Source organism: Pseudomonas sp. 9Ag, from assembly GCF_902506445.1.
In the GTDB taxonomy this organism is placed as follows: Bacteria; Pseudomonadota; Gammaproteobacteria; order Pseudomonadales; family Pseudomonadaceae; genus Stutzerimonas; species Stutzerimonas stutzeri_AB.
Genome location: NZ_LR733836.1, coordinates 1,500,324 through 1,517,241, shown reverse-complemented (window position 1 = coordinate 1,517,241; position 16,918 = coordinate 1,500,324). Strand labels below are relative to the sequence as shown.

17 protein-coding genes are annotated in these 16,918 nt (G+C 59.4%); 10 read left to right on the top strand and 7 right to left on the bottom strand.

Going from position 1 to position 16,918, the window contains the following annotated elements; translation table 11 throughout:
- Nucleotides 1-20 precede the first annotated feature (20 nt).
- The 5 genes from pqqD (at nt 21) to ALTERO38_RS06730 (ending at nt 6,291) form a co-directional block, all read left to right on the top strand.
- Nucleotides 21-299: a pyrroloquinoline quinone biosynthesis peptide chaperone PqqD gene (gene pqqD, locus ALTERO38_RS06750; RefSeq protein ID WP_102835193.1), complete on the top strand. Its 279-nt coding sequence runs from the start codon at nt 21-23 to the stop codon at nt 297-299.
- On the top strand, nt 271-1,425 hold the full coding sequence (gene pqqE / locus ALTERO38_RS06745) for a pyrroloquinoline quinone biosynthesis protein PqqE (protein ID WP_159967751.1): 1,155 nt from the start codon (nt 271-273) through the stop codon (nt 1,423-1,425). The genes pqqD and pqqE overlap by 29 nt, the downstream gene beginning before the upstream one ends.
- Before the next feature lie 44 nt (nt 1,426-1,469).
- Nucleotides 1,470-3,368 carry a S9 family peptidase gene (locus tag ALTERO38_RS06740; RefSeq protein WP_159967750.1) on the top strand — a complete coding sequence of 633 codons (1,899 nt, stop codon included), beginning with the start codon at nt 1,470-1,472 and terminating at the stop codon, nt 3,366-3,368.
- A 99-nt stretch (nt 3,369-3,467) separates the two neighbouring features.
- On the top strand, nt 3,468-4,631 hold the full coding sequence (gene ercA, locus ALTERO38_RS06735; RefSeq protein WP_102835196.1) for an alcohol dehydrogenase-like regulatory protein ErcA: 1,164 nt from the start codon (nt 3,468-3,470) through the stop codon (nt 4,629-4,631).
- Nucleotides 4,615-6,291 (top strand): NahK/ErcS family hybrid sensor histidine kinase/response regulator, encoded by a 1,677-nt coding sequence (locus ALTERO38_RS06730; protein WP_159967749.1) that lies wholly within the window; start codon nt 4,615-4,617, stop codon nt 6,289-6,291. Before ercA ends, ALTERO38_RS06730 begins: the two co-directional genes overlap by 17 nt.
- 68 nt (nt 6,292-6,359) lie before the next feature.
- Here the strand turns inward: ALTERO38_RS06730 and arsJ are convergent, their stop codons facing one another.
- The 6 genes from arsJ to ALTERO38_RS06700 form a co-directional block, all read right to left on the bottom strand.
- Nucleotides 6,360-7,592 (bottom strand): organoarsenical effux MFS transporter ArsJ, encoded by a 1,233-nt coding sequence (gene arsJ, locus ALTERO38_RS06725; RefSeq protein WP_159967748.1) that lies wholly within the window; start codon nt 7,590-7,592, stop codon nt 6,360-6,362.
- A 60-nt stretch (nt 7,593-7,652) separates the two neighbouring features.
- Nucleotides 7,653-8,660: an ArsJ-associated glyceraldehyde-3-phosphate dehydrogenase gene (locus ALTERO38_RS06720; RefSeq protein WP_159967747.1), complete on the bottom strand. Its 1,008-nt coding sequence runs from the start codon at nt 8,658-8,660 to the stop codon at nt 7,653-7,655.
- A 16-nt stretch (nt 8,661-8,676) separates the two neighbouring features.
- Complete coding sequence (locus ALTERO38_RS06715; protein WP_102835200.1) at nt 8,677-9,003, bottom strand: YnfA family protein; 327 nt, start codon at nt 9,001-9,003, stop codon at nt 8,677-8,679.
- Between the two features lie 6 nt (nt 9,004-9,009).
- Complete coding sequence (locus ALTERO38_RS06710) at nt 9,010-9,504, bottom strand: tyrosine-protein phosphatase (RefSeq protein WP_159967746.1); 495 nt, start codon at nt 9,502-9,504, stop codon at nt 9,010-9,012.
- A 17-nt stretch (nt 9,505-9,521) separates the two neighbouring features.
- Nucleotides 9,522-10,235 carry an arsenical resistance protein ArsH gene (gene arsH / locus ALTERO38_RS06705; RefSeq protein WP_159967745.1) on the bottom strand — a complete coding sequence of 238 codons (714 nt, stop codon included), beginning with the start codon at nt 10,233-10,235 and terminating at the stop codon, nt 9,522-9,524.
- 185 nt (nt 10,236-10,420) lie between these two features.
- Nucleotides 10,421-10,777 carry a metalloregulator ArsR/SmtB family transcription factor gene (locus ALTERO38_RS06700; RefSeq protein WP_102835500.1) on the bottom strand — a complete coding sequence of 119 codons (357 nt, stop codon included), beginning with the start codon at nt 10,775-10,777 and terminating at the stop codon, nt 10,421-10,423.
- Between the two features lie 279 nt (nt 10,778-11,056).
- On the opposite strand from ALTERO38_RS06700, the gene arsB reads away from it, so the two are divergent.
- From arsB to ALTERO38_RS06685, 3 genes are read left to right on the top strand one after another with little or no spacing between them, the layout of a single operon-like run.
- Nucleotides 11,057-12,136: an ACR3 family arsenite efflux transporter gene (gene arsB, locus ALTERO38_RS06695; protein WP_159967744.1), complete on the top strand. Its 1,080-nt coding sequence runs from the start codon at nt 11,057-11,059 to the stop codon at nt 12,134-12,136.
- A gap of 11 nt (nt 12,137-12,147) precedes the next feature.
- Nucleotides 12,148-13,152, top strand: a complete 1,005-nt coding sequence (locus ALTERO38_RS06690; RefSeq protein WP_159967743.1) for a permease — start codon at nt 12,148-12,150, stop codon at nt 13,150-13,152.
- Between the two features lie 19 nt (nt 13,153-13,171).
- Nucleotides 13,172-13,408: a thioredoxin family protein gene (locus tag ALTERO38_RS06685; protein ID WP_159967742.1), complete on the top strand. Its 237-nt coding sequence runs from the start codon at nt 13,172-13,174 to the stop codon at nt 13,406-13,408.
- An 86-nt stretch (nt 13,409-13,494) separates the two neighbouring features.
- Here the strand turns inward: ALTERO38_RS06685 and ALTERO38_RS06680 are convergent, their stop codons facing one another.
- Complete coding sequence (locus ALTERO38_RS06680; protein ID WP_256663801.1) at nt 13,495-14,223, bottom strand: hypothetical protein; 729 nt, start codon at nt 14,221-14,223, stop codon at nt 13,495-13,497.
- A gap of 219 nt (nt 14,224-14,442) precedes the next feature.
- Here ALTERO38_RS06680 and uvrY point away from each other — a divergent pair, with 219 nt between their 5' ends.
- Nucleotides 14,443-15,087: a UvrY/SirA/GacA family response regulator transcription factor gene (gene uvrY, locus ALTERO38_RS06675; protein ID WP_159967740.1), complete on the top strand. Its 645-nt coding sequence runs from the start codon at nt 14,443-14,445 to the stop codon at nt 15,085-15,087.
- Nucleotides 15,087-16,907: an excinuclease ABC subunit UvrC gene (uvrC, locus tag ALTERO38_RS06670; protein WP_372239356.1), complete on the top strand. Its 1,821-nt coding sequence runs from the start codon at nt 15,087-15,089 to the stop codon at nt 16,905-16,907. Before uvrY ends, uvrC begins: the two co-directional genes overlap by 1 nt.
- The last annotated feature ends 11 nt before the right edge of the window (nt 16,908-16,918 follow it).

The window sequence follows — 16,918 nt, the reverse complement described above, 5'->3', positions numbered from 1 at the left end:
TACTGGCGAGACAGAGGACCATGAGCGATATCCAACTGACGCAGATCCCAGTCTTTCGCCGCGGTTTCCGCTTTCAATGGGAGCCGGCGCAGAACTGTCATGTGCTGCTCTATCCCGAAGGCATGATCAAGCTGAATGAGAGCGCATCAGCGGTTCTGGGCGAGGTCGATGGCACTCGGAGCGTGGGCGCCATTGTGGCTGATCTGCAGAGCCGCTTTCCCGATGCCGAGGGCATTGAGGAGGACATCGTCGCATTCCTGGAGGTAGCCGTTGAACGGTTCTGGATCGAGCTTCGCTAAGCCGGGTTTCGAGCCCGGTCCACCGCTGTGGCTATTGGCCGAGCTGACCTATCGCTGCCCGCTGCAGTGCCCGTATTGCTCGAATCCGCTCGATTTTGCGCGCAGCCACGATGAGCTGAGCACTGCCGAGTGGATCGAGGTGTTCCGCCAGGCACGCGAGATGGGCGCGGCACAATTGGGCTTTTCCGGCGGCGAGCCGTTGGTTCGCCAGGATCTGGCCGAGCTGATCAAGGCGGCACGGGATCTGGGCTACTACACCAACCTGATCACCTCCGGCATCGGCTTGACCGAGGAGAAGATCGCTTCGTTCGCCGATGCTGGGCTCGACCATATTCAGATCAGCTTTCAGGCCGCCGACGAAGAGGTGAACAACCTGCTGGCGGGCTCGAAGAAGGCGTTCGCACAGAAGCTTGCGATGGCGCGCGCGGTCAAGGCGCACGGCTATCCGATGGTGCTGAATTTCGTGACCCATCGGCACAATATCGACAACATCGACCGCATCATTCAGCTCTGTCTGGAGCTGGAAGCGGACTTCGTCGAACTCGCGACCTGTCAGTTCTACGGCTGGGCCGAGCTCAACCGCGCCGGCCTGCTGCCGAGCAAGGAACAGCTGGTGCGTGCCGAACGCATCACCAATGAATGGCGCGACAAGCTCGCTGCCGAGAACCATCCCTGCAAGCTGATCTTCGTCACGCCGGACTATTACGAAGAGCGTCCCAAGGGCTGCATGAACAGCTGGGGCAACCTGTTCCTCGACATCACTCCAGACGGTACGGCACTACCGTGCCACAGTGCGCGACAGCTGCCCATCACGTTTCCGAACGTCCGCGAGCAAAGCATCGAGCAGATCTGGAAGCACTCGATGGGCTTCAACAAATTCCGCGGTTTCGACTGGATGCCCGAGCCGTGTCAGTCATGTGACGAGAAGGAAAAGGACTTCGGCGGCTGCCGCTGCCAGGCCTTCATGCTCACAGGCGATGCTGCCAACGCCGATCCCGTGTGCAGCAAGTCGTCTCATCACGACAAGATTCTTGCAGCGCGTACCGAGGCCGAGCAGTCTCCGCGCGGCCTGGATGAACTGACCTTCCGCAACGAAAAGGCGTCAAAGCTGATTCTCAAGGTGTAGGTCCGTTTAAAGAACGGCAGCCTGACCGACCGGGATCGACAGTGATGATCAAGACAGAAACGCCCTACGGCTTTTGGATGAGTGAATGGACCGCTGAAAAAGCGGCCTCGGCCAGCCGCGACTTCGCTGAGCTGCGCGCCGGCCATGGCGGGCTGTTCTGGATCCAATACGACCCAGCCGACGCCCGTTGCACGCTGTGGTATTGGCGCAACGGTACAACACAGTGCCTGACCCCTACGGGCTTCTCGCTGCGCAGCCGGGTATACGAATACGGTGGCGGTGCGTTTACTCTCACCGATGATGGCGTTGCGTTCGTCAACGAAAAGGATCAGCAGATCTATCTGCAAGCCGTTGACGGTTCGAGTGCGAGTCAGCCGGCGGCGCTTACCTCGCGCCTGCAGTGCCGTTACGGTGATCTGCAATATGATCGACGCCGTGGCGCGATCCTGGCGGTCGAGGAAGCCCATGATGAAGAGGACGTCCGGCATCGGTTGGTAAGCGTTTCGCTTGCAGGCGTGCATCAGATGCTTGTCGAAGGTGCCGACTTCTATGCCTCGCCTACGCTGGACGCTACAGGTGAGCGTCTGGCCTGGATTCAATGGCAGCGTCCCGAGCAACCCTGGACGGCTACCAGTCTCTGGATCGCCGACGTCCTAACAGACGGCCAACTCGGCCCCGCGGTGTGCATGGCTGGCAGTGACGATTCGGAGTCACTGCAACAGCCTCGCTTCGCCAGCAACGGCGACCTGTTTTGCCTGACCGACCGCGCCGGCTGGTGGCAGCCCTGGCGGAGCCAAGGCGATTCTCTCGTGCCCGCGGAGCGCTTCGCTCGACACCGCTTCGACCACGCTCCGGCGCCCTGGCAGTTAGCGACCGTCAGCTATGTGCCGTTAACTGGCGGTGCCTGGCTATCGACTCGGCTGGTGGAGGGGTACGGCCTGCTTTTCGAGCATGACGCCGGGGGAAGCGAGCGGCAGCTCGCGCCTGCATACAGTCGTTGTCGTCAGTTGGCCGTGGATGAGCACCACTACTATTGCATTGCCGGGGCTCCTGATCGGATGCCCGCCGTGCTGGCGATCGAACGTCTAACCGGTGAAATTGCGATCCTGGCTGGCGGCGAACAGCCCCTGCCGGCCGAGCAGCTGTCTTGCGCGCAACCGTTCAGTGTTGCGACGGGCCAGGAGGAGGTGGCGCACGCTTTTTTCTATCCACCCCGTAATGTCGACTGCCTTGGCCTGCCCGGGGAGAAACCACCGCTGGTCGTGTTCATGCATGGCGGGCCGACATCCGCGAGCTATCCGGTTTTCGACCCGCGTATTCAGTACTGGACGCAACGGGGCTTCGCCGTCGCCGATGTCAATTACCGGGGCAGCAGTGGATTTGGCCGAGCCTATCGGCAGCGTTTGCGCGGCAAATGGGGCGTAGTGGACGTCGAGGATGCGTGCGCGGCGGTGCAGGCATTGGCCGTTCGCGGCCAGATCGATTCCGCGCGCACCTTCATTCGAGGCTCCAGCGCCGGCGGTTACAGTGCACTCTGCGCGTTGGCCGCCGATGCCGGCTTTACTGGCGGCGCCAGCCTCTACGGGGTCAGCGATCCGATGGCCTTGCGGCGAGTGACGCACAAATTCGAAGCGGATTATCTGGATTGGCTGATAGGTGATCCTGAGCGTGACGCCCAGCGATACAAGGAGCGGACGCCGCTTAACAACGCTGCACGGATACGGGTTCCGGTGATTTTCTTCCAGGGCGCGCTGGATGCGGTGGTTCTGCCCGAACAAACCGGGTCCATGGTGGACGCATTGCGCGAGCAGGGTGTGCGGGTGGAATATTGCCTCTATCCGCAAGAACGTCATGGTTTTCGCCAGGCAGCCAACCTGGCAGATGCATTGGAGCGCGAGTGCCGCTTCTATATGTCGCTGCTGGGTCGAACCGGCGGCCAGTAAAGCAGCCCTCGCACCGCCATGCTCCGTTTTGCCGATTGCTTTGATGGAGGAAAGCAGTACGCTTGCCAAAAGTAACAAATAATAACGAGAGGCCGTCGTATGAGCCCCAACCTTAGCCTGCAACGTAAGTTCGTATCCCCAGAGATCGTGTTCGGCGCGGGCTGTCGGCACAGCGCCGGCAATTACGCGAAAAATTTCGGCGCCCGAAAGGTGCTGCTCGTGTCTGATCCGGGCGTGGTAGCTGCCGGTTGGGTCGGTGATGTCCAGGCAAGCCTGAGCCGGCAGGACATCGACTACCACCTGTTTACCCAGGTGTCGGCCAACCCCCGCTCAGAAGAAGTGATGCTGGGTGCCGAGATGTACCGCAGCGAGGGGTGTAACGTCATCGTCGCGGTTGGCGGCGGCAGCCCGATGGACTGCGCCAAGGGCATCGGTATCGCGGTGGCGCATGGCCGGAATATCATCGAGTTCGAGGGCGTCGACACGCTGCGTGTGCCAAGCCCACCGTTGATTCTGATTCCCACGACCGCGGGCACTTCTGCCGACGTTTCGCAGTTCGTGATCATTTCCAACCAGACCGAGCGGATGAAGTTTTCCATCGTCAGCAAGGGCGCCGTACCGGATGTCTCACTGATCGATCCGGAAACCACCCTCAGCATGGATCCGTTCCTGTCGGCTTGTACGGGTATTGATGCGCTGGTCCATGCCATCGAAGCCTTCGTTTCGACTGGCCATGGACCGCTGACCGACCCTCACGCGCTGGAGGCGATGCGGCTAATCAACGGCCATCTGGTTGAGATGATCGCCAATCCGGCAGACATCCAACTGCGCGAGAAAATCATGCTCGGTAGCATGCAGGCCGGCTTGGCCTTCTCCAACGCGATCCTTGGCGCAGTACACGCGATGTCGCACAGCTTGGGCGGTTACCTGGACCTACCGCATGGTCTGTGTAATGCGGTTTTGGTCGAGCACGTGGTGGCGTTCAACTACGATTCAGCGCCGGATCGCTTCAAAGTGGTCGCTGAAACCCTGGGTATCGATAGTCGCGGGCTGAGCCATCGGCAGATCCGTGAACGGCTCATGCAACATCTGATCAGCCTCAAGCAGGCCATTGGTTTCCACGAAACACTGGGCTTGCATGGCGTGGACCTCTCCGACATCCCGTTTCTTTCGCAGCACGCTATGCAGGACCCCTGCATTCTGACCAACCCTCGTTCGTCGACCCAACGAGACGTTGAAGTGGTCTATGCCGAAGCACTCTGAACAAGACGATGCGCTCGCCGGGCTCCTTGGGCTGGGTACACATTCCGCCCGCAAGAGCCATTACCCTGAGCTCGTGGCCCGTCTTGAAGAACTCGAGGCCGAGCGCAACCGCTACAAATGGCTGTTCGAACATGCTGTGCACGGCATTTTCCAGGCAAGCCTTCAGGAAGGCATCCGTGCAGCCAATCCAGCCCTGGCAAGGATGCTCGGCTACGAAAACCCGGCCGAGGCGCTCTGGCACCTGACCGATCTGTCGCATCATCTGTTCATCGGTGGTGAGGCCGAGCTCGAGCAAATTCGCCACACCCTGAAGACCCAGCAAGGCCTGTTCGGGTATGACACCCGTCTGCGCCGCAAGGACGGCACCGCTATCGATGTGATCATGAACCTCTTGCTCAAGCCCGACGAAGACGGCTTGGTCGAGGGTTTTGTAGCGGACATCACCGATCGCAAACTGGCCCAGATGCGCCTGTTGCAACTCAACGAGCAGCTTGAACAGCGGGTCACCGAGCGGACCCTAGAGCTGCGTAAGGCGCGGGATGCTGCCGAGGCGGCGAACCACAGCAAAGACAAATACCTGGCCGCCGCCAGCCACGATCTATTGCAGCCGCTCAATGCTGCGCGTCTTTTAATTTCGACACTAAGGGAGCGCCGGCTGCCGGATGCTGAGACCAATCTGGTCGAGCGGGCGCATCAGGCGCTTGAAGGGGCTGAAGATCTGCTTACGGACTTGCTGGATATTTCCAAATTGGACCAGCAGGCGATAAAGCCCGACATCGATGTTTATCGTCTCGATGAAGTGCTGTTACCACTGGTTTCTGAATTTCAGTCCGTGGCAGATGCAGCCGGCCTTGGTTTTGACCACTACATTCCGGCCTACGCGTTGCGCAGCGATTTCCGGCTGCTGACGCGCATCCTGCGTAATTTTCTCAGCAATGCCTGCCGCTATACCGATCACGGCCGAGTATTGCTGGGCGCGCGCAAGCGCGGCGAATACCTGCGCATCGAGGTCTGGGACACCGGTCGCGGAATCGAAGCGGATCAGATGCAATCGATCTTCCTCGAGTTCAACCAGCTGGGTGTACAGCGCGCCACCGAGCGCCCCGGCGTCGGGCTGGGTCTGGCCATTGTCGATCGCATTGCCTCGATGCTGGCCTATCCGATTCAGGTGCGTTCGCAGCTTGGTCGAGGCTCCGTCTTCAGCATTGATGTGCCACTGGCCGATCCGCCGGAGCACCTGCCGGTCGAAGCGCCTGGGTTGATGCCAGTGCTTGGCAACCCGCTACCGGGGCGTCGTTTGCTGGTCCTCGACAACGAGCTGAGCATCCTCCACAGCATGGCTGCGTTGCTGGGGCAATGGGGCTGCGACGTGTTGACGGCCACCGACCAGGAAGCCGCGTTGGCTGTGCTCGACGGAGCGCCGCCGGAGGCAATTCTCGCCGACTACCATCTCGATCAGGGCGTGACCGGCTGGGAAGTTGCCACTGCGTTGAGGGAGCACTTTGCGCTGCCAATTCCCGTGGTGATGGTGACGGCCGATCGCAGCGACCAGTGTCGCCGCCAACTGCACGGGTTTGGCGTGCCAGTGCTGAACAAGCCAGTCAAGGCGGGGAAATTGCGATCAGTACTGAGTCACTTGCTCAGCGAAAGTCACCGCTGATAACCCAGAACGCGAACTGGCGATGTACCGGCGCAGACCGGAATGTCGCGTTGTTCGCTGCGTCACGCTCAACTGGTTGGTGTGATTGCGTGATCACGGTGAGGCAGGGCGATCGAGATCAGTGCAGCCAGCAGCACAAAGACGCTCGAGATCCAGAGGCAGGCCTCGAGTCCATATCGCTGATAGACCCAACCAGAGAGGAGGGTGCCAACCAGTCGGCCCAGCGCGTTGGACATGTAATAGAAGCCGACGTCCAGCGATACACCGTCGGCCTTTGCATAAGAGACGATCAGGTAGCTGTGCAGCGATGAGTTTATGGCGAAAAGCGCTCCAAACAGCAGCAAGCCGCCGAGCAGTACCGCCTGGGCTGACCAATCGGTGCCCAGCCCCAACGCGATTCCCCCCGGCAAGCCGGCCAGAAGTAGCGCCCAACCAAACGCCGAGCGCCCGTCTGGAACATCACCACGCCTCTTGCCCGTAATAGCTGGGGCAAGTGACTGGACGATGCCATAGCCGATCACCCAGAGCGCGAGAAAGCCGCCTACCTGCCAGAAGTCCCAGCCAAACACCGCGGACAGATAGACCGGTAGCGCCACCACGAACCAGACATCTCGGGCGCCGAACAGGAACAGCCGTGCGGCTGACAGAACATTGATGGCCCGGCTCTTGGAGAGCATTTCGCGAAACTTCGGTTTCGCCTTGGCCTTGCCCAGGTCTTTTTTCAGCAGTACCAGACTAGAAATCCAGATCAGCGACAGTGCCGCGGCCATGACGAGAAGTGATCCGCGAAAGCCGATAACTGCAAGCAGGGCACCGCCGAGGAAAAAACCGACACCCTTCAGCGCGTTCTTCGACCCGGTCAACACAGCTACCCACTGGTACAGCGTGCCTTGCTGACCCTCCGGCACCAAAAGCTTGATCGAGCTCTTGGCACTCATCTTGTTCAGGTCCTTGGCAATGCCTGACAGCGCTTGCGCGCCCATCACCCACGGAATCGTCAGCCATGCGGCGGGCACCGTGAGCATCATTAGGGCCACGACCTGCATGGCGAGGCCAATGTTCATAGTGCGGTTGAGCCCAATTCGGGCTCCCAGGTAGCCGCCAACCAGATTGGTGATGACACCGAACACTTCGTAGAAGAGAAACAGGGCGGCAATTTGCAATGGCGTATAGCCCAGCGCATGAAAGTGCAGCACTACCAGCATCCGCAGCGCACCATCGGTCAGGGTGAAGGCCCAGTAGTTGCCGGTCACCAGCAAATACTGGCGAACCTCCGGAGCGAGGCGGGAGAGGGCGTGCATGACGAGTCCTGTTGCGGTGCGGAGGGTACGGATGGCGTCGCGAGCGCGCCATCCTCGGGATCAATCGGCTAGACCGACCTTGCGTGCCAATTCCACGGTGCGGTTGGCGTAGCCCCACTCGTTGTCGTACCAGGCATACAGCTTCACCTGTGTACCGTTCACGACCATGGTCGACAATGCATCGATGATCGAGGAGCGTGGGTCGGTGCGGTAGTCGATGGAAACGAGCGGCCTCGTTTCATAGCCGAGGATGCCCTTGAGTGGGCCTTCGTTTGCCGCGGCCTGCAGTAGCGCGTTGACCTCCTCGACAGAGGTGGCTCGCTCGACTTCGAAAACGCAGTCGGTCAGCGATGCATTGGCCAGCGGGACGCGTACCGCGTGGCCGTTGAGCTTGCCGCGCAACTCCGGAAAGATCTCGGCGATCGCGGTGGCTGAACCGGTAGTGGTTGGGATCAGGCTCATGCCCGAGGCGCGGGCGCGACGCAGATCATTATGGGGCTGATCGAGGATGCTCTGGGTATTGGTCAGGTCGTGGATCGTGGTAATCGAACCATGGCGGATGCCCAGGTGTTCATGGATCACCTTGACCACCGGGGCGAGACAGTTGGTGGTGCAGGAGGCTGCGGTAACGATCCGGTGCAGCGCTGGATCGAACAGCGTGTCATTGACCCCCATGACGATATTGAGCGCCCCGGCTTCCTTGACCGGCGCGCTGACGACGACACGCTTGACGCCCTGGTCCAGATAGCCTTGAAGCACGGCCACCGTCTTCATCTTGCCGCTGGCTTCGATGACCAGATCACAGCCGAACCAATCGGTATCTGCAATGGCTTTGTTTGCAGTGACCCGGATTCGCTTGCCGCCGACCACGACGCAATCGCCGTCGCTGCTTGCTTCGTGCTGCCAGCGGCCGTGCACCGAGTCGAAATTCAGCAGGTGAGCGTGAGTAGCTGCGTCGCCGGCGGGATCGTTGATCTGGATGAACTCCAGCTCCGGCCAGTCCCAGGCCGCGCGCAGGGCCAGACGGCCGATCCGGCCGAAACCGTTGATACCGATTTTGAGCGTCATGGTTGATTTCCGTAAGTCAGGCGCCGCGAGGCGCAAACATGATGATGGCCATGCCGACCAATGCGACGGCCGACCCCAGTAGATCCCAGCCGGTAGGCCTGATGCCGTCGACGAGCCACAGCCAGACGATTGCAGCGCCGATGTAAACGCCGCCATAGGCGGCATACACGCGCCCGGCTGCTGTCGGGTGCAGCGATAACAGCCAAGCAAACAGCATCAATGATGCCGCGGCAGGTATCAGGAGCCAGGCGCTTTTGCCTTGACGAAGCCATAGGTACGGCAGATAGCACCCGACGATTTCGGCCAGTGCGGTGATGAAGAACAAGCCAAAGGTCTTCAGCATCAGAGGTCAGTCGCCAAATTGTGCGAGCCAGCCGACATGGGCCGGGTGTTGAATGGCTTTGGGCCGAAGCGCCTGGACCTCTTTCACGGCGGTCTCCCGGGGCATGCCCAGCTCGATCAGGATGCGCGCGGCAATCAGCCCGGTGCGTCCGGAACCACCCTTGCAGTGGATCGCCAGCGTGGCGCCTTCGGCCAGTCGCGCAACGATGATTTCCCGATGGCGATGCCAAGCAGAATCGAAGTCAGCCAGCGGGACCTGTTCATCGGACACCGGTAGCTGCAACCACTCCATGCCAAGCTCGGCGCAGCGAGCCGGAAGATTATCCGCCTGGTTGGCTGCCAGCTCGGCATTCGGCATCAGCGTGATGAGCACCTGCGCGCCAGCTGATTCGATCGTCGTCAGCGCTTCACTTACGCCGGTGCCCTTGGTGCCGGGGCATGGCGTGAACATCAAGCGGCCCGCGTGATCCGGGATATCGAGAAGGTCATAGGGGTGCGACATGGTTGCCTTTCCGTGTTTCAAATCGAGCGCTGATTAACGCGTGCTGACAGGGCCTCGGCCGATTCCTTGCGTTCGGAGTAGCGATCGACAAGGTAGCCACCGCGTCCACGTACCAGCAGCGTGAATTTGACCAGTTCCTCCATCACGTCCACGACCCGGTCGTAATAGGCTGAAGGTTTCATTCGCCCGGCGTCGTCGAACTCCAGAAACGCCTTAGGTACTGAAGACTGGTTGGGGATCGTGACCATCCGCATCCAGCGGCCCAGCACGCGCATCTGATTCACCGCATTGAAGGACTGCGAGCCCCCACAGACCTGCATCAGCGCCAGCGTCTTGCCCTGCGTCGGGCGGACGGCACCCATGCTCAGCGGTACCCAGTCGATCTGTGCCTTAAACACCGCACTCATCGCCCCGTGTCGTTCCGGCGAGCACCACACCTGGCCTTCCGACCAGATCACCAGCTCGCGCAGCTCCTTCACCTTGGGGTGAGATTCGGGGGCGTCGTCTGGCAAGGGCAGGCCGGCGGGGTCGAAGATTCGCGTTTCGCAACCCATTGCCTCCAACAGACGCGCCGCCTCCTGGCTCATCAAGCGACTGAACGAGCGTTCGCGGTTCGAGCCATAGAGCAACAGAATGCGCGGTTTGTGTGCTGGATCGCTGGGCAGGTTGAGCTTATCCAGACTCGGTAGGTCGAGATGCTCGAGGTCGATATTGGGAAGACTTTCGTTCATTGCTTTTCTCGCATCAGGGCGTCACTCATCATTCGCGGCGTTCGCATCGAGCCGGTTGCGGAAGGGCGGGGATAGCCGCCATGCGTACCTGGAAATTCGAGCCTGTCGTCGAACGCGCACGGGCTGATGCGTGCGAAGCCGCGCTTGCTGTGCACGGCCATTGCGCTCTCACGGATCGCTCCGATTCAGCCGCAGACTGCCGCGCGGTCAGGCCGTTCATGCATGCGTTCAAGGCGCTCAGCATCACTACTCAACCATTGTTTATTGGCATTGAGCACGACCTGCAGCATCTCGTGAACCCAATCGGGTAGATGCGGGTGCAGTCGGTAATACACCCACTGCCCCTGGCGTCTGTCTTCAAGGATTGCGCAGCTTCTCAACTGGGAGAGATGCCGCGAAATCTTCGGCTGGCTTTGCTCAAGCGCGGTCGTCAGCTCGCAAACGCACAGTTCCCCTTTGAGCGTGATCAGCAAGGTCATGCGCGCTCGGGTTTCATCGGAGAGGCATTTAAAAACCATGTCAGGCGTTAGAGGTTCGATCATGGAATTCATGGCCTGGACGATGTGATTGACGTGGAGCAGGCTCCACACGGAAAGCTGAGAATATATTGATAGCCGCATATGCTGTAAAGCGAATATGCTCAGGCGGCTTCTTGGCAAGCTCGGCTGCAAAAGCGCAGCAGCATGACCGGGCCGTGACTTCGATGGGGGTGAACTGCCGTGCGCGGCCCATGGCCCATCAGATGACTTCGATGCTGACGGAGCTGCCACCGGCTGCTAACACTTCAGAACTGCGACCTAGATGAAATAACGAGAAGCTCCATGTCTACCCAATGCGAAACCATAGGAAAAAAAGCCGCAGGTGCGCCAATCGGTTTCTTTGAGCGTTACCTGACCCTCTGGGTCTTTCTGTGCATCGTTGCCGGGACGCTTATCGGCCTGTTTGCGCCAAACGCGGCACAGACGGTCGGTGCGATGGAGCTGGCAAACGTGAACATCCCCGTAGGGGTGCTGATCTGGGTGATGATCATCCCGATGCTGATGAAAATCGACTTCAGCGCACTTCATGAGGTCTTTGAGCACCGCGTCGGTATGGGCGTGACCCTTCTCGTGAACTGGGCTATCAAACCCTTCACCATGGCGTTTCTCGCCTGGCTGTTTCTTCGGCACGTATTCACGAATTGGCTGCCGGCTGACCAGATCGATAGCTACGTCGCCGGCCTGATCCTGCTCGGCGCGGCCCCTTGCACAGCCATGGTGTTCGTCTGGAGCAACCTGTGTAACGGCAACGCCAACTTCACCCTGACTCAAGTAGCAGTAAACGACTTGATCATGGTGTTTGCTTTTGCGCCCATCGTGGCCTTGCTGCTAGGAGTCTCGTCGATCCCTGTGCCGTGGGATACGCTGATCCTTTCTGTCGTGATGTATATCGTCATCCCACTGACGATTGCTCAGCTCATTCGCTCCCGCCTTCGCAGGCGCGGTGAAGACAGATTTCAGGCAGCACTGGCCCGTATTCAGCCGTTCGCTATCCTGGCGCTGCTGGCGACGCTCGTGTTGCTGTTCTCCTTTCAAGGTGAAGCGATTGTCGAACAGCCTCTGGTGATCGCCATGTTGGCGGTGCCGATCCTGCTGCAAACACTCGTGATTGCCGCGTTGGGTTACTGGCTCAACCGACAGCTGAAAGTGCGCCATGACATCGCAGGGCCGTCCGCCATGATCGGTGCGTCGAATTTCTTCGAGCTCGCGGTGGCCGTCGCCATCGTGCTGTACGGCTTCAACTCGGGCGCGGCACTGGCGACGGTCGTAGGGGTGCTCATCGAGGTGCCGGTGATGCTTTGGCTGGTTCGTACCGTCAACAAAAGCCGAGACTGGTACGAGCGGGCGCTGCCGCGAGGCTAAAGGAGAGACAGGTGGACGCTTTCACGTGGCTCAATAACCAGCTGTTGCGAATGGATTGGCTGTCCTCTCTGGTGCGCTTACTGCTCGAAGACGTATTCGGCCTGGACCTGGCCAGCCGCCTGGGGGGCAGTCTGCATTTCTTCATATATGACGTAATTAAGATTTTCATTCTGCTGTCGGCTTTGATCTTCCTGATTTCGTTGGTACAAAGTTACTTTCCGCCGGAACGCACTCGGCGGATTCTTGGCGGCATGCATGGTTTCAAGGCAAACCTGACTGGAGCGTTGCTCGGCACAGTCACGCCTTTCTGCTCCTGCTCGTCGATCCCGTTGTTCATCGGCTTTACCAGCTCCGGACTGCCGCTAGCCGTGACCTTCTCCTTTCTCATTTCCTCGCCGCTTGTGGACCTTGCCTCGATGATCCTCTTGGCCAGCGTGTTCAATTGGTCCATCGCGCTGGCCTACCTCGTGGTCGGCATCATCCTGGCGGTAGTTGGCGGGACGCTCATTGGCAAAGCGCAGATGGAGCGCTACGTCGAAGCCTTCGTAACCCAGCACAAGGCTCTCGAGCTCCCTGAAGAGCAACTGGTACTGCGTGATCGGCTTGTCTATGCACGGGATCAGGTAATCGAAATCGCGCAAAGGGTCTGGCTTTACGTGCTGCTCGGGGTTGGCATTGGCGCGGCGATACACAACTGGATTCCGGAAGAGGTGATCACCGACGCCATTGGTCAGGACCACTGGTGGTCGGTGCCGCTGGCTGCGCTCGTCGGTGTGCCGATGTACGCCGACATCTTCGGCACCCTGCCTATTGCAGAGGCGCTGGTCGGAAAAGGTGTCGGCATTGGCACTGTGCTGGCCTTCATGATGGCGGTGACTGCGCTGTCCCTGCCGTCACTCATCATGCTGAAAAAGGTTGTTCAGGCGCCGCTGCTGGCTCTCTTTTTTGGCATCGTGGTAGTCGGCATCATGCTGATCGGTTACTTCTTCAACAGCATCAGCCACCTACTTCAATGACTTGTAAGGGAATCATTTCATGATCATCAAAATCCTTGGTACAGGCTGCAAAAAGTGTGTTGCACTCACTGAGAATGCTCAGCAAGCGGTCAGCGATCTCGGTATCGAAGCACAGATCGTCAAGGTCACCGACATGGCGGAGATCGCCGCTCACGGCGTCATGTCGACCCCGGCTCTGGCGGTTGACGATAAAGTCGTGTCGATGGGGAAAGTACTGGCGCCAAGCGAAATCGAGCGGTTGCTGAAGGCTCGCTGAGCCGAGAGCCCTCCCATAGCTGGTCGCATATTTACCCGCCTTCATGGCGCAGTGACGGTACAGGCCGCGGACCACGCTCGCCCCGGCTAGCCGCCCTGAAAGCTGAGCAGCAACACCGAATAGCCGACCGAGCCGAGCAGGAAGGCACTGAAGCGGCTATCGCGCTCTTCGGGTAACTCCTCTTTCAATACGTTCAGAATGATCGAGCCGCCTACAAAAGCGGTCAGTGCCGACACGGCGAGCTCCGAAATCTCCGTAGCGAGGCCGAGCGTCCAACCGGCCAGCGGCATCGCGGCGAGAAACCAACGACCGCGGCGTCTGAATAACCCTTTGTGGTCGTGCTGAAGGGCGAAGTCATTGACCAGAAAATGCAGGCCCATCGCGACACAATAGAGCACCAGTGTAGTCAGGCTGCTGTTTTCACCCTGAATTAGCAGATAACCAATGAGACCGTTGTAGACAGCGAATGCGCCGATATGCAGCCAGAACACACCCGCATGGGATTCGGCATGTTCCGGCAAGCGACGGCGATGTTCCTTGATCAGCCGTTCCAAGCCATAGAATGAGGCGAGGCCAAGCAGCGCCAGCAAGTAGACATGATGCTCCAAATAGCTGAGCACCCAGATATCACTGCCGTCCATTACCGCCTGACCGCGCGCCAGTTCGGGCAGCAGATGGACGAACACGTAGGCGACCGAAACGCCGCCAGCCATGGAAAGCCATCGGCTACGAGGCAGGCTATCGAGCCTGCGCAAACGGCCTGCAAAAACATGAACGGTAGCCAGAACAAAGGCGGCGACGAAGCTGGCAAACAAGAGGGACTCCATGCATGGGTGACGATGTTGGTCATTACCAATGACTTCAGTCTGCGCTCTCGCGTTCACTCGACAAGCCCCGTAAGTCGATCCTGTGATGCCATAACGCCATGTTGCGATGTATGGTCTGGGTAATGCGGTATTTTTTTTGTTAAAGTTCGCCGCTTATGAAGCGAGCAGCCAGCCCAGCTTTGAATTTGTCCAGAAAGAGGTGTCTGCTTGATTAGAGTGCTTGTGGTCGACGACCACGATCTAGTACGCACAGGCATTTCCCGCATGCTTGCCGATATCGATGGCTTGCAAGTGGTCGGTCAGGCGGAATCCGGTGAGGCGGCGATCAAGAAGTCCCGTGAGCTCAAGCCGGACGTCGTCTTGATGGACGTCAAGATGCCTGGCATTGGCGGCCTCGAGGCGACACGAAAGCTGCTGCGCAGCCATCCTGACATCAAGGTCATAGCGGTCACCATTTGCGAGGAAGATCCGTTTCCAACACGGCTGCTTCAGGCCGGTGCGGCTGGCTACCTGACCAAAGGCGCTGCGCTGGAAGAAATGATCCAGGCGATTCGCATGGTGTTCGCCGGCCAGCGCTACATCAGCCCACAGATCGCCCAGCAACTCGCACTGAAGTCTTTTCAGCCCAAGGTCAACGGCTCTCCTTTCGATCTATTGTCCGAACGGGAAATCCAGATCGCGCTGATGATCGCGAACTGTCAAAAGGTCCAGGCTATTTCCGACAAGCTCTGTTTGTCGCCTAAGACCGTGAACACCTACCGCTATCGCATCTATGAAAAGCTGTCGATCACCAGTGACGTCGAGCTAGCGTTGCTCGCCGTACGACACGGCATGGTCGACACCATCAATTGATGAGCGGCTTCGATTCCTCAGCATTCCTGGCTTCTTGCAGCGGACGTCCCGGCGTCTATCGGATGTTCGATGCCGAAGCCAAGCTGCTTTATGTAGGAAAAGCGAAGAACCTTAAAAAGCGCCTGGCCAGTTACTTTCGCAAGGTCGGGCAAGCACCGAAAACAGCCGCGCTCGTGGTCAGAATCGCCCAGGTCGAAACGACGATTACGGCCAACGAAACCGAAGCGCTACTGCTTGAGCAAACGCTTATCAAGCAATGGCGGCCGCCGTACAACATTCTGCTACGCGACGATAAGTCGTACCCCTATGTTTTTCTTTCCAGTGGGAACTTTCCTCGGCTCAGCATTCATCGAGGCGCCAAGAAGGAGATCGGTCGCTATTTCGGCCCCTATCCCAGCGCCGGGGCCATCCGCGAAAGCCTGAGCTTGTTGCAGAAGGCATTCTTCGTCCGCCAGTGTGAAGACAGCTACTACCGAAACCGCACCCGCCCATGCCTGCAGTACCAGATCAAACGCTGCAAGGCGCCGTGTGTGAACCTCGTGAATCCAGAGGAATATGCTGAGGACGTTCGCCATTCGGTGATGTTTCTGGAAGGGCGCAGCAATGCTCTGGCTGAGGAGCTTTCAAAGAACATGGAGAAGGCGGCGATGGCGCTTGATTTCGAGCGCGCCGCGGAAATACGCGATCAGATAGGCATCCTGCGACGTGTCCAGGATCAGCAAAGCATGGAAGGCGGCAGCGGCAACGTCGATATCGTCTCAGCCGTGGTGAGCCCGGGCGGCGCTTGCGTCCACCTGATCAGCGTGCGCAGTGGAAGAGTGCTGGGCAGCAAGAATTTCTTCCCTCAGGTGGCAATAGAGGAAAGTGTCAGCGACGTACTGCAGGCATTTTTGGAGCAGTATTACCTCAGCTCCATGGAGCGCGATCTGCCGGCCGAGTTGATCGTCAACGCCGTGCACGAAGACTTCGGAACACTCATCAGCGCGGTCGTCGAGTTACGCGACGTCGAATTGACCATCACCCATCGGGTACGCGGTACCCGCGCGCGCTGGCAGCAGCTGGCACTGACCAACGCCGAGCAAGCACTCGGTGCAAGACTGGCAAGCCGCCAGCATCTGGCTGCACGGTTCCAGGCGCTGGCCGAAGCATTGGAGATGGATGAACAGCCAAGTCGGCTGGAATGCTTCGATATCAGCCACTCCAGTGGCGAGGCTACCGTGGCGTCCTGCGTAGTGTTCGGTCCGGAAGGGCCGTTGAAGTCTGACTACCGGCGCTACAACATCGAAGGCGTTACCGCAGGTGACGATTATGCGGCAATGCACCAGGCGCTATCCCGTCGCTTCAGAAAAGCAGCCGAGGGGGAGGGCAAGCTACCGGACATCTTGCTGGTGGACGGTGGCAAGGGCCAGCTCAACATGGCCCGTGAGGTGCTGCAGGAACTCGCCGTGCCCGACTTGATCCTGCTGGGCGTTGCAAAAGGCGTCACCCGCAAGCCGGGCCTGGAGACCCTCTATCTGAACGATGCAGCGCATGAATTCACGCTACCAGGCGACTCGCCAGCGCTCCACCTGATCCAGCAGGTGCGCGACGAAGCCCACCGTTTCGCGATCACCGGCCACCGAGCGCGACGGGGAAAGGCGCGCACCACCTCAACATTAGAGGGGGTTGCCGGCATCGGACCGAAACGCCGCCGAGAACTGCTCAAACACTTCGGTGGTCTTCAAGAACTTAGCCGTGCGAGCCTTGACGAGATCGCCAAGGCGCCGGGTATCAGTAAAAAGCTTGCCGAGTCGATTTATGCCGCTCTGCACAGTGAGTAGAATCTCCCTCT